A 13,011-nucleotide genomic window follows, 5' to 3' on the forward strand; every position below is an offset into this window, starting at 1 on the left:
ATCAATATATTTTGCCTGTCAGTTTATAATAAGTTACATGTTGCCAGATGCGTTGAGCAACGGCAAAAACTACAATACAAACCTTTGCCCACACTAAGTTTGCCAGGTCACTACCCGGCATCAGTACCAATACAATTAACACAGCATATAGTACATCTCTCAGTATCAGGCTGTTTCTAGTTGACATTTCCTCTTGATTTTAAATCGTCAATTAAACGATCAACCGATTCAGGCGTAAGGTTTTCATAAAAAGTATATTCCGGACCGATCTGTAATACCGGACCAAAGCCACAGGCGGCCAAACACTCTACACCTCTCCAGCTAAACAGGCCATCTTCGGTTACTTCACCCTCTTTTACACCCAGCTTCTGCTCAATGTGATCCATGATCTTCTCGGCACCAACCAGGCAGCATGGGCCTGTACGGCATACTTCCAGCGCGTATTTGCCTTGCGGGCGCATAAAGTACATGGTATAAAAGGTAGCAACCTCATACACCTCAATCGGTTGAATGCTCAGGTATTCGGCCACTTTATCCATGGCAGGAGCGCTTACCCAGCCAAACTCAGCCTGCACCAGGTGCAGTATAGGCAACAGGGCCGATTTTTGTTTGCCCTGCGGATACCGGCTCACAATCTCGTCAAACTGTTTGACCAGCTCTGGGCGAAACGTTACCGGCGTTTGTGTATCTTCAACTTTAAGCATCTAACTCTCCGGCTATAATGTTTAAACTACTCATGTTAATAATGGCGTCGCTTAACAGCATGCCGCGACTCATTGGCGCGTACATCTGGTAATTGATAAAGCTTGGCCTGCGGAAGTGTAAGCGGTACGGGGTACGGCCGCCATCATTTACCAGCCAGAAACCCAGCTCGCCGTTGGCACCCTCTACCGAGTGGTATACCTCGCCTACCGGTGTTTCCACCTCGCCCATCACAATTTTAAAGTGATAGATCAGCGCTTCCATATTGTTGTACACTTCTTCTTTCGGAGGCAGGTAAAATTCTGGCACATCAGCATGGAAAATGGTAGGATCTTCACCCTTCAATTTGTCCAGACACTGCTGAATCATGCTCATGCTCTGCTTCATTTCCTCGTTACGCACCAGGAAACGATCGTAAACATCACCTGACGTACCTACCGGTACTTCAAAGCTCAGATCATCATAAGAGCTGTACGGATTCATAGCGCGCACATCATAATCTACACCGGTAGCGCGCAACAAAACGCCGCTCCAGCTGTAGCCCAATGCTGTTTCTGCACTTACCGCAGCCACGCCGCGAGTACGATCCATAAAGATGCGGTTACGGTTAAACAGGTTCTCAAACTCCTGCAATACTGCCGGGAACTCTGCTAAGAACTTGTTTACCTTGCGGAAAAATATCTCGTTGAAATTGCGCTCAAACCCGCCGATACGACCAACGTTGGTAGTTAAGCGAGAGCCGCAGATCTCTTCATAAATCTCATAAATAGCCTCACGGTATTCCATCATATAGAGGAAACCCGTGAAAGCGCCGGTATCTACCCCCAATACACCGTTACACACAATGTGGTCGGCAATACGGGCCAGCTCCATTACGATGATACGCAGGTAGTCTACCCGCTTTGGCATCTGAATATTGAGCAGTTTTTCAACCGTCATGTGCCAGCCCATATTGTTAATAGGCGATGAACAATAGTTTAAACGGTCTGTCAGTGGCGTAATTTGATAGAACGGCCGGTGTTCGGCAATTTTTTCAAACGCTCTGTGGATGTAACCAATGGTAGATACGCCGCTTACAATGCGTTCGCCATCCAACTGCAGCACGTTTTGAAATACGCCGTGCGTGGCCGGATGCGTTGGCCCTAAGTTAAGGGTCGATAATTCGCTTTGCGGATCGTTATCTGTATATACGGGGTGGTTATGCATTGTTTGTTATCTCCCGAAAAAGTAATCTTTCTTATCAACACGGTTAGGGTCTTCCAGCGGATACTCGCGGCGCATCGGGAACACGGTCATATCGTCCACGTTCAGGATCCGGCGCAGATCTGGGTGTCCTTTGAAATCCACACCAAAGAAATCGTATGTTTCGCGCTCCATCCAGTTGGCGCCGTCCCAAAGCACAGTTGCACTTGGTATCCAAACATCGCCATCAGCAACAAATACCTTAATGCGGATGCGCACATTGTTTACCAGACTATGCAGGTGATAAACTATACCGATAGGTTTTTCGCGCTCAGGATAGTGAATAGCGGTAATATCTGTTAAATAGATAAACTGCAACTCCGGACTGGTTTTCAGGAAGGTGAGCAGATCGATAATATTTTCACGACCGGCTTCAATAGTCAGCAAACCATAAGGTTCGCCTTCTACTTTTATCGCTTCACCAAATTTTTCATTGATCTGCTGTAGCAGCTCTTCGTTTGTGATCTTGCCCATTACTGTATACCGTATGAAGCCAATAATTTCTGATACTCCGGCGATTCACGTCTACGACGCTCTTCGGTTTGTACCAGTTTCTGGATCTGCAAGAAACCATCAATAATGGCCTCAGGGCGCGGCGGGCAGCCCGGTACGTAAACGTCAACCGGAATTACCTCGTCAATACCCTGCAATACAGAATAAGTATCAAAAATACCACCGCTTGATGCGCAGGCACCAACAGCCATTACCCAACGGGGCTCGGCCATTTGTAAATAAACCTGACGTAAAACGGGGGCCATCTTTTTAGAAATTGTACCCATCACCATCAGCAGATCTGCCTGGCGGGGCGAAAAACTTAGACGCTCTGCACCAAAACGTGCAAGGTCATAATGCGAGCCCATGGTGGCCATAAACTCAATACCACAGCAAGATGTTGCAAAGGGCAACGGCCATAAAGAATATGATCTGGCTAAGCCTACCGCTTTATCAAGAGAGGTGGCAAAAAAACCAGAACCTTCTACACCGGGAGGCGCATTAACAATCTGAATATCACTCATTGGATGTCATCAAATAATTGGGCCGTCAGTGCAAGAAAACTGACGGGCAAATTTACAATAAATAAACATTGTTAAAAGTACACTATGACAAGGGCAATATATTTAGAATCAATCTAAACTTAATCCCAATCCAGCGCTCCCTTTTTGATAACGTAAATAAAGCCGAGTAGTAATGTGGCCATAAAGATGAACATCTCCACGAGGCCTTGTACCCCCATTTCTCTAAAATTCACCGCCCAGGGATACATAAAAATCACCTCGACATCAAACAACACAAAAAGGATAGCGACCAGGAAATATTTGATTGAAATTGGTGTACGTGCGTTACCTACCACTTCAATACCCGATTCAAATGGCGTTAGCTTGTCTTTGGTTTTACGTTTTGGGCCAAGCCAGTGGGTTGCAAACATGGTCCCCACCGCAAAACCCACAGCAACCAGCATCTGGATGATAATGGGTAAATAATCTTTAGGTAAACTTTGTACTTCCATCCGGCAAATATAGAAAATATGCTGTTCATAAAAAAAGGCACCCTGATAGTAATCAGGATGCCTTTTTTTATATCGTGTTAAAAGCTAATTATCTGCCTTTAGCACCGCCTGTTTTACGTGAGAAGTAAGCAACTACCTGTTTATTGGTAGGATCAAGCTCTTTGGCCTTGTTGTAGGCTTCGGCAGCTTTTGCGTCATCTTTATCTTTATACTCATAGATAGTACCCATGTAAACATAAGCGCTTGCCAGCTTTTTCTTGTCAGGATCGCTTAAGTTTGGTTTAGCCGATTGGAGCGTGATGTATTGCTCATAGAAAGGCTTAGCCAAACCTTTGATGTTGTTACGGTCTGCGTCTTTAGTATCGTTAATATAAGCACGATACAAAATCACATCACCTACCGGCGAAGTGGCTTTTTGAGATACATAACTCAATGCTGAGTCTGCTTTAGTTAGCAGGATAGTATCGGCCGGAGTAGGGTTAGTTTTAGTGGTATAGCCAAAATAATAAGCAATACCCATCTGGAAATGCTCTATTAAAGTGCCTTTGTGTGATTTGGTGAAGTAATCATTATACGCGTCACCAGCTTCAGCATATTTTTTCTTAGCATAATCACTTTTAGCAATTTCCATGAAAACATCAGCTTTGGTGGTATCCAATTGATATGCTTTTTTCATAGAGATAATACCCAGCGAGTCTGCACCGGTAGCCATCTGCAAGCGGCCCAGGTACAAATAGTCATTCGCAATTACACGATTCGGACCAGCCTGGCTCATCCATTTGTTCATGGCGGTTAAACCGTTGGCATAGTCTTTATTCTCGTAAGCAGCAATACCCAAGTAGCGGTAAACGCGCAGGTTAGCGTTAGCTTTTTTAGAAAGCTCGGTAGTTACCTGTTGCAGCGTAGCAAAATCACCTGCGTTGATCAGGAAGTCAGCATAACGCAGCTGAGACTCCAGCGACATATCTGTCAGGTTCAGGTATTGTTTGTAGTGATCAACCGCTTCTTTAATTTTGGCTGACGCAACTTTAGGGTCGCTTTGTGCCTGGCGATAGTTAGTTTCAGCCCATGCACGGTAAGCCGGACCAAAGTTAGGGTCGATAGTCAGGGCAGCTTTAAATTGATTTTCGGCTGCTTCCCAGTTGTTGGCCATTCTCCACAGTGTACCTTGTGCTACGGCAGCAGTTGTTGATTTAGGGTCAACCAGCAGTGCGTCTGAATAAGCAGCATTGGCTTCGTTGCTTTTCAGGATAGCAAGGTTAGCATCACCCAAAGTAACCAATAACTCAGCGTCCTTAGCATTGATGGTTTTACCTTTTTCTAACACGGCAATAGCAGCGTTAGCATCAGCAGCGGCAACCGCGTTTTGACCCTGCGGCAACAGCAGGTAACCCTTACCTACATACACATAAGTTTTGCTGTCTTTACCGGCCATTGATAAAGCTTTATCAAAGTTGGCTTTAGCACCGGCGGCATCTTTGTCAAGGTGTGCAGCAGCACCTAAACCAGCATAGTTAATAGCCGATTTTGGGTTAGCGGCAATACCCTTGTTAAATTGTGTTTTAGCAGAATCTGTATAACCTTGCTCGTTATACACCCAACCCAGGTAAAAATAGTTTTCATCTTTAGTTGGCTGCGTAGTCGTAAGATTCTTCAGCAGGCTCTTGGCTTTCTGGTATTGTTCGGCGTCAATAGCTTTTTTGGCGTCGGCTAGGCTCTGCGCAAAAACTGATGAACCTATAAATACCAGGGCCGTGGCGCTCATCGCTACTTTCTTAATCATTTTCATGGCTCTATTTATAGTTTTTAGTTTATGTTTTTATTGTGTTGGCTGTTGGGTTACTATATTAATTTCTCGTCCGGGCATTTTGGCTGGCAGCAATCCTGATTTCAGTACGATGCGTTGACCGCGATCGCTTAACAGAAATCCCTCAAAACCAGTGCCCAAACCTTGCTTATTGGTACAATTTATAATATAAATGTCCCTGCTAAGCGGATATGTTTTTAGAGCTAACGACTCTTGCGATGGTTTAGTAAAACCATTGTCATCTTTATTTTTAGTGTCGTCCTTCACGCCCATTATTCTCACTTTCTGCACATCGGCGGCATAATCTTTATCAGGGTCATTTAACCATGCAAAGCCTACTATGCCTATAGACTTCGGGTGTTCACTAACATATTTGACCACCTCTTTGTTTGACTTGAGCGCATAGATATTCTTAGCGTTCAACTCGGTACTGCCCGAAAGCTCTTTTAAATACCTTACCAAACTTGAATTAGGGTTATCAAAAACGATATTTAAATCACTTTTTGATTTGCCGTTCAGCATGTTCTTTACTTCTGAAACGGTGATGTTGGTATCAGCCGACGATTGATTAACAATTAACGCAATTGCATCATGAGCAAAAACGTTAACAGTTGCGGGCAACGTACGTCGCTCCATTAATTTTTTTTCATCCGGCTTCAGGTCGCGTGCTAAGATAGCAAATCTGATGCTATCATTCAACAAAAGATTTAAAGCCTGGTTCTCGCTTTTGTAAACCATATGTGGCTTAGCTTCAGTATAAAGCGAGCCAAATACAAACTCCTCCTCGTCAATGATGGGTGATAATGACTCATCAATCAAAAAATCGGCAGTACCAGCCATAAAGCTATCCTCTGTTTTGGCTGGTTGCTTTTTATGCTTGCAAGCTCCAAAACCGGTTACCAATAAAATGGCAGCCATAAAGAGCAATATGCGGTTTCTGTTATTCATCGGTTTTCTTTCTGAACAGGATCCGGCTACTGCGTAAAATTCCGTAAAGGATGCAGATAATGCCAAAACCTATTCGCTGCACAGGGGGCAAGTCAAGCATCTTGATTAGCTTGTCCCAGAACAAAATCATCAGCCCAAAACTGACTGTTACTACCAGTAGGGCTATTCCTAAAATGAGCAAAAACCGCCTTGGGGGCGATTTTTGCTCACGTTTATTAAAATATGGCATCTTAATTTTCTTGCAGCGTAAAGCTGATAGGCACGGTGTACTGTTGACGTACTGCACGGCCATTTTGCATACCTGGTTTCCATCTTGGCGAGTTCTTGATCACGCGGATCGCTTCCTCGTCACAACCGCTACCAATACCACGCAGAACTTTGATGTCGGTTAAGCTACCATCTTTCTCTACTACGAAAGTAAGGAACACTTTACCTTGAACGTTGTTCTCGCGGGCTACAGCCGGGTAACGAATTGATTTACCCAGATAAGCGTAGAACTTATCGATACCACCAGGGAACTCGGCACTGTTCTCAACCGCGGTAAAGATCTCGTTAGAGTCTTCCACCACTTGTTTGATGTCTGAGTTACCCACCGGCTCGTCGATACGAACCTCCTGAGTAGGGTCACCTTTCTGGTCTTTCTGGCCAGGGTCGGCAGTTTTCAGATCCTCTACAGTTGGAGGGTCTTTCTCCTTAACCTCGTTATCCGGTTTTACTACCGGAGGCGGGAAACGTACCTGGTCCACTTTTGGTTTTGGTGGCTCTGGTGGCGGCGGAGGTGGTTTTTTAGTTTCGTCAACCGGTGGAGGCGGCTTTAAAGTCACCTCAACTATCTTGACTTTTTCTTTTTCTTTTGGGATGAAACCCTTGATTTTGTTAATGATGGTCGGTAACGCTACCGCAATCGCAAACAGCACTACAGTGATAATTAAAGCTGTACGGGTATTTTTTGGATTATCCCTTCTCAGCTCGTAAGCACCATAGTTTTTATTGCGGCCAACAAAAACAACATCAAGCCATTCAGGTTTCAATATGTCTAATTTTGAACCAAACATTGATGTATTTTTTTAGTGGTTATACTGATAACGCAAAACGTTATCAGCTTATTGTACTAATGTACTAAACTTTTAGTTTAAAAACAAATATTAATAAATATTGTCGCGTTTTAACAGGCCAACTTCGGCTTCGCTGATGTCAACAATAGCACGAATGTTAATGTTGGCAATGTTCAGTTCATCCATGATGTTCACCATGTCAGAGTAAACCGATTTATCGCTCGGTTTAACAATCACGATCATTGGCTGGCCGCCTGAAGCGTCTTTTGTTTTTTTAGACTCTTCCAGTAAAACCTTACGAATACCGTTTTTACCGAAGTTATCTACAGTTGGACCTGCAAGTGGCTTGTCTGGCAAACCTCTGTACCACTCCATTTTGTGGTTACTACCCAGCAAAATGGTAAGCGTACGAGATTCTGGAACCGGTTTCTGGTCGTGTGTTTTATCGTCCTTATCCGGCATTACCAAGTCCATTGCTTTTGGTTTGGCCAGGGTGGTTGTTAGCATGAAGAAGGTTACAAGCAGGAACGCCAAGTCAACCATCGCTGTTAAATCCACGCGGGTTGATGCTTTCTTACTTCTTACCTTCCCGCCTTTCTTCCCACCCCCGCCGGAGGTATCTAATTCTGCCATTTCTTTCTTATTTAGGCGCGCTCTTTAACGCGGTAATTAAAGCGAATTTGTTAACTTTTTGTTTCTGCAAGGTCTTAATGATCGTTGCAATGGTAGGATATTCTTCCTGGCTGTTACCTTTAATAGCGATACGCAGTTCTGTATTGTGCAGGTTTTTTACAACCACACGTGCATTGCGCACCCAGTCATAAAGTTCGTTATCAGCAGTAGTATCAACCGGGATACCTGGCAGCTGCATTCCTTTACGTTTTTCTGGATCAAGATCAAGATATTCTTTCAGCGAGCCCATTGGTACGCCTACGTTAGGCATGCCGGCAAATTGTTTAACCTCAGATTCGGTTAACGCTACTTTGTATTTGGCTGCCATTTGTTTCACCAGCTCGGTACGTACGCTGTCGCCATCGATGCTGAAGAATACTTTTTTTGAACCAACGGTAAGCTGCGCCACGTTTGCATCCGGCAGGATAACCTTTTCTGTTGAAGCCGGAATATCTACCGGAACAGGGTCATCTGTTTTTGGCTTGGCCGTTAATATGAAGAAAGTAAGCAGAAGGAAAGCCACGTCACACATCGCGGTCATGTCTATCGCAGTGCTCTTTCTTGGAATTTTTACTCTTGGCATAGTCTGTCTGTTTAAATAAAATTAGTGGATGAGTTTTTTATAACAACCCGGCCCCTTTTACAGGGCCGGGCATAAACTAAACACTAAATTTTATTTGTTCTTGTGCGAAGCAGCAAAAGTTTGAACAAGGCTGAAACCAGTTTCGTCGATAGCGTAGGTCAGTTTGTCAATTTTTGATGTAAACAGGTTGTACATGATGATTGACAGCGCTGAAGTACTGATACCCAGAGCGGTGTTGATCAACGCTTCAGAGATACCTACCGCCAGAGCTGATTGGCTTGGAGCACCAGAAGCACCCAGTGCAGCAAACGCACGGATCATACCGGTTACTGTACCTAACAGACCCAACAGTGTACCGATTGATACCAGGGTAGCAATGATAGTAAGGTTTTGCTCCAGCATTGGCATTTCAAGAGCAGTAGCTTCTTCAATGTCTTTCTGGATAGCCAAAGTTTTCTGGTCAACGTCCAGGTTTGGCTCTTGCTCCATTTCTTTATACTTTTTAAGGCCTGATTTGATAACGTTTGCAACAGAACCTTTTTGTTTGTCGCACTCTGCGCTAGCAGCGTCAATGTTACCTTGGTTTAATAAAGCCTGAATCTTTTTAACAAAAGAATCAACACTGCTGGTACCAGCAGCTTTACCAATAACTACGAAACGCTCGATAGAGAAAACGATCAGCATCATAAACATAGTCATCAGCACCGGTACAATTGGACCACCTCTGTGTACAGTACCAAAGTAGTCATTTGGTTCACCGTGCTCAATATCACCGCCTTTATAGTGACTTGCATCACCCAAAACGAACATAAAGATCAATACAGCAACAATAAAACAGATAGGGATAACCAATACAGCGAAAATACTGCTGGTTCCTGCTTTTTCATTCTTAACAGGAGTAGTTGGTTTTGGTGCGTTTGCCATTACTTTAAAATTTAGTTTTTAGTTTTTGTTTGTTATTTATAAGTTAATTAATGTGCACTAGTATAGCCGGGTAACAAATTTAAAATTTTATTGACTTAAAAAAATTAAAGCCGCAATTCTTAACAATTTATTAACGTAGGCTGCTTGACGCGGTTGGTTTATAATTGGCGCAATAATAGCAACTTATTACCGCTATCAAACAAAAAAATTGCCGTTTCTGCGGACAATTTTTTACAATGAAAACTATTTTTTTTAAAAATAACAAGCCCCCCACATAAAAAGTATGTAACTAACGTGATATAGTTACAGGGGTATTTGTCGTTTTTTTAAATGTTACAACTGGTTTCGTTTACTTAAAACGTAAATACCTAACGAAGGCCTTAGTTGATATATTGTATCAACCGCCCGCTTTTTTTGCTTTATAGCCATCGGCCAGTAACATGGCCAGTATTTTATCCCTAAAATCGCCTTGAATTAGTATTTCTCCCTCTTTTACAGCGCCTCCAACACCACATTTGGTTTTCAATTTTTTGCCCAGCGCTTCCAGATCAGCATCGGCACCGGCAAAACCGGCAATGGCTGTTACCATTTTGCCGCCACCTTTTCTGTCTAAAAATATCCTGAGGTTTTGCTGCTGTGGCGGCACTGTCTGTGCACCATCCTGATTACTGTCCTGATATTCAAAATCGGGGTTGGTAGAGTACATGACTCCTCCCCCTGTGTTTTTATTCTTTTTTGACATGATGCTAGTTTTTATAAGCCGAACCTACAATAATATTTAACACCGCCGGGATGATATCAATTTGCAACTCTGCTCCTGCAATTTGCGGTTCGCCATCCAGATGGATAGGCCCCTCACTAGTCCGGCTGATACGGATATGTTTGCCGCGATGAATTTCTACCGCCGATGACTTGTCTGCCGTTTTGGTAAACATAATAGATGCCATCCATAAAAACTTCCAAACCGGAAAAGGTTTCACCACACAAACATCCAGCAGCCCATCCTGCACCGAAGCCATGGGCGATATATGCGCATTATTACCGTATTGCGATGAATTGGCTATGCTCAACATAAAAGCCTGACGCTCTACTTCTTTACCGTCAATATTGATAGTGTAGGTATCCGGCTTAAAGCTCATCACCTCAGAAAATGCCGAGCGAACATAACTCATAAAACCACGCTCTTTATGATGTGAAAATACTTCGCTAATGTGCGCGTCAAAACCCATCCCGGCCATGTTGAAGAAGTATTTACCGTTCAACTTACCGGCATCTATACGCTCTACGCGGCAATTGTTTATACTTTTAATAGCCAGAACAACATCCAGCGGAATATTCAGAAATCGCGACAACCCATTGCCAGAACCAAACGGGATAATACCGAACAAGGTATCACTACCCGCAATACCCGACGCTACCTCGTTAATTGTACCATCCCCCCCAACGGCCACTACAATATCATGCACACCTACAGCTTCTGCCGCCAGCGTGGTAGCATGACCTGCACTGGCGGTATAACCAATAGCATATTCGTATCTGTCAGCATCTAAATACTGTTTGATTAAGCCGGGTACACTGTCTTTTTTCTTCCCTCCGGAGATGGGGTTGATGATGAATAAAACTTTACGCTTCAAGTATTTGAATTTTAAGCCATCAAAGGTAACCTATTTTCGGCTTTGGTAAAATTGTTTTACATTTGCGCCAACGAAAGTGGACTGATTTTACGCCCCGCTGCCGCTAATGGCCCGGGCCGGATTGCAACCACATAAAAAAGTGCTAATTTTTTGTCTCTTTTTTCTGGTACCTATCCGTTCAGCCTGCCTTCTTTTTTCATAAAACTACTTATTAAGAAAGATTTTTATGCCTTATTTATTCACTTCAGAGTCGGTATCAGAGGGACATCCGGACAAGGTTGCCGACCAGATTTCAGACGCATTAATTGATAATTTCCTGGCTTTTGACGCTGAGTCTAAGGTAGCTTGCGAAACTTTGGTAACTACCGGACAGGTTATTCTTGCCGGTGAGGTTAAATCTAAAGCCTATCTTGATGTACAAAAAATTGCCCGCGATGTGATCAACAAAATTGGTTATACCAAAGGCGAATATATGTTTGACGGCGCTTCTTGCGGCGTACTTTCGGCCATCCATGAGCAATCTCCGGATATTAACCAGGGTGTTGACCGTAAAGATCGCCAGGAGCAGGGTGCAGGCGACCAGGGTATGATGTTTGGCTATGCTACGGTAGAAACCGAAAATTATATGCCATTGGCACTGGATCTGGCTCACGCTTTGTTATTGGAGCTGGCTGTTATCCGTCGCGAAATGAGCGAGATCAAATACCTGCGCCCGGATGCAAAATCGCAAGTGACGCTGGAGTATGACGACAACAATCAGCCTACCCGCATTGATGCTATCGTTATCTCTACCCAGCACGATGATTTTGACGAAGAAGCACGTATGCTGGACAAGATCAAACATGACATGATCAGCATCCTGATTCCTCGTGTTAAAGCTAAATATCCAAACTACGCTCACCTGTTTAACGATCATATTAAGTATCACATCAACCCTACCGGTAAATTTGTAATTGGCGGTCCGCATGGCGATACTGGCTTAACCGGTCGTAAAATCATCGTTGATACGTACGGTGGTAAAGGTGCACACGGCGGTGGTGCTTTCAGCGGTAAAGACCCTTCAAAGGTTGACCGTTCTGCTGCTTATGCTACCCGCCACATTGCTAAAAACCTGGTAGCTGCCGGCGTTTGTAACGAAGTATTGGTACAGGTATCATACGCTATCGGCGTGGCACAGCCAATGGGTATCTACGTAAACACTTATGGCACCACTAAAGTTAAACTGAACGATGGCGAAATTGCTGCCAAAGTAGAGCAGATCTTTAACATGACGCCGTATGCTATTGAAACCCGCTTTAAACTGCGTAACCCTATCTATAGCGAAACCGCAGCGTACGGCCACTTTGGCAAACAGAATGAGGTTGTAACCAAAACCTTTACAGCTCCAGACGGCACCGTGATTACCAAACAGGTGGAACTGTTTACCTGGGAAAAACTGGATTATGTTGATCAGGTAAAAGCTGCTTTCGGATTATAATTAGTCCGGAAGTCAGAAAGACCGAAAGACCGTAAGCATATAAAAAGAAAAGCGCCCCATGTTCGGGGCGCTTTTCTTTTTATATAATATGTTATCAGAGAACTTAAGCCAATCCTCTGTTTTTCAGTGCAACTTTATATTCGGCTAACGCGATTAACGACACAATTGCACTAAACAACAAGTTTATAATCAGGGCAAAGCAAAACACTGCGATACTTTCAATAACACGAGACTGACCGCAATGCAAGCAATTCATCTCATCTCCCCCTGAAATAGACGCAGCCCAGACAGCTGTGCAGATAGAAAGAAAAAAGCAGATGAGCGCCGTTCTACCTATAGAAACGTCTATTTTAAACTGCACCCGCCAAATCACCATCATTAACTGAATTACAGGCACTATGGCGATGATAACGCAACGAAAAAATGTTTCCATAATAAGGTTTATTATTAATGCAGAAAT

Annotated in this window: 16 protein-coding genes; 1 reads left to right on the plus strand and 15 read right to left on the minus strand. The window is 43.7% G+C overall.

Annotated features, from left to right (window positions below):
- Position 1: 1 nt before the first annotated feature.
- From ABZR88_RS17150 to ABZR88_RS17215, 14 genes are all read right to left on the minus strand, one after another.
- Positions 2-187, minus strand: coding sequence for a hypothetical protein (locus ABZR88_RS17150; protein WP_107827193.1), 186 nt, complete (start codon positions 185-187; stop codon positions 2-4).
- Positions 177-704, minus strand: a complete 528-nt coding sequence (gene nuoE / locus ABZR88_RS17155; RefSeq protein WP_107827194.1) for an NAD(P)H-dependent oxidoreductase subunit E — start codon at positions 702-704, stop codon at positions 177-179. Before nuoE ends, ABZR88_RS17150 begins: the two co-directional genes overlap by 11 nt.
- Positions 697-1,908, minus strand: a complete 1,212-nt coding sequence (locus ABZR88_RS17160) for an NADH-quinone oxidoreductase subunit D (protein ID WP_107827195.1) — start codon at positions 1,906-1,908, stop codon at positions 697-699. The genes nuoE and ABZR88_RS17160 overlap by 8 nt, the downstream gene beginning before the upstream one ends.
- 6 nt (positions 1,909-1,914) lie before the next feature.
- Positions 1,915-2,418 (minus strand): NADH-quinone oxidoreductase subunit C, encoded by a 504-nt coding sequence (locus ABZR88_RS17165; protein WP_107827196.1) that lies wholly within the window; start codon positions 2,416-2,418, stop codon positions 1,915-1,917.
- A complete protein-coding gene (locus ABZR88_RS17170; RefSeq protein WP_107827197.1) occupies positions 2,418-2,960 on the minus strand; it encodes an NADH-quinone oxidoreductase subunit B in 543 nt (180 codons plus the stop codon). Before ABZR88_RS17170 ends, ABZR88_RS17165 begins: the two co-directional genes overlap by 1 nt.
- Before the next feature lie 119 nt (positions 2,961-3,079).
- Positions 3,080-3,451 (minus strand): NADH-quinone oxidoreductase subunit A, encoded by a 372-nt coding sequence (locus ABZR88_RS17175; RefSeq protein WP_107827198.1) that lies wholly within the window; start codon positions 3,449-3,451, stop codon positions 3,080-3,082.
- An 88-nt stretch (positions 3,452-3,539) separates the two neighbouring features.
- The gene (locus ABZR88_RS17180; RefSeq protein WP_107827199.1) at positions 3,540-5,240 is read right to left on the minus strand and encodes a hypothetical protein; all 1,701 of its coding nucleotides are present in this window, start codon (positions 5,238-5,240) and stop codon (positions 3,540-3,542) included.
- A gap of 30 nt (positions 5,241-5,270) precedes the next feature.
- A complete protein-coding gene (locus ABZR88_RS17185) occupies positions 5,271-6,206 on the minus strand; it encodes a PstS family phosphate ABC transporter substrate-binding protein (protein ID WP_107827200.1) in 936 nt (311 codons plus the stop codon).
- A gap of 230 nt (positions 6,207-6,436) precedes the next feature.
- A complete protein-coding gene (locus ABZR88_RS17190) occupies positions 6,437-7,261 on the minus strand; it encodes an energy transducer TonB (protein ID WP_107827202.1) in 825 nt (274 codons plus the stop codon).
- 90 nt (positions 7,262-7,351) lie between these two features.
- Positions 7,352-7,894 carry a biopolymer transporter ExbD gene (locus ABZR88_RS17195; protein ID WP_107827203.1) on the minus strand — a complete coding sequence of 181 codons (543 nt, stop codon included), beginning with the start codon at positions 7,892-7,894 and terminating at the stop codon, positions 7,352-7,354.
- A gap of 7 nt (positions 7,895-7,901) precedes the next feature.
- Positions 7,902-8,516, minus strand: a complete 615-nt coding sequence (locus ABZR88_RS17200) for a biopolymer transporter ExbD (RefSeq protein WP_107827204.1) — start codon at positions 8,514-8,516, stop codon at positions 7,902-7,904.
- Positions 8,517-8,606: 90 nt separating this feature from the next.
- The gene (locus tag ABZR88_RS17205) at positions 8,607-9,440 is read right to left on the minus strand and encodes a MotA/TolQ/ExbB proton channel family protein (protein WP_107827205.1); all 834 of its coding nucleotides are present in this window, start codon (positions 9,438-9,440) and stop codon (positions 8,607-8,609) included.
- Between the two features lie 397 nt (positions 9,441-9,837).
- Positions 9,838-10,182 (minus strand): translation initiation factor, encoded by a 345-nt coding sequence (locus tag ABZR88_RS17210; protein ID WP_107827206.1) that lies wholly within the window; start codon positions 10,180-10,182, stop codon positions 9,838-9,840.
- Positions 10,183-10,186: 4 nt separating this feature from the next.
- The gene (locus ABZR88_RS17215) at positions 10,187-11,074 is read right to left on the minus strand and encodes a diacylglycerol kinase family protein (RefSeq protein ID WP_107827207.1); all 888 of its coding nucleotides are present in this window, start codon (positions 11,072-11,074) and stop codon (positions 10,187-10,189) included.
- Positions 11,075-11,300: 226 nt separating this feature from the next.
- On the opposite strand from ABZR88_RS17215, the gene metK reads away from it, so the two are divergent.
- A complete protein-coding gene (metK, locus tag ABZR88_RS17220) occupies positions 11,301-12,551 on the plus strand; it encodes a methionine adenosyltransferase (RefSeq protein ID WP_107827208.1) in 1,251 nt (416 codons plus the stop codon).
- 103 nt (positions 12,552-12,654) lie between these two features.
- Here metK and ABZR88_RS17225 read toward each other — a convergent pair whose 3' ends face one another.
- Positions 12,655-12,984, minus strand: a complete 330-nt coding sequence (locus ABZR88_RS17225; RefSeq protein ID WP_107827209.1) for a hypothetical protein — start codon at positions 12,982-12,984, stop codon at positions 12,655-12,657.
- Between the last annotated feature and the right edge of the window lie 27 nt (positions 12,985-13,011).

The sequence above is a fragment of the Mucilaginibacter yixingensis genome, from assembly GCF_041080815.1.
In the GTDB taxonomy this organism is placed as follows: domain Bacteria; phylum Bacteroidota; class Bacteroidia; order Sphingobacteriales; family Sphingobacteriaceae; genus Mucilaginibacter; species Mucilaginibacter yixingensis.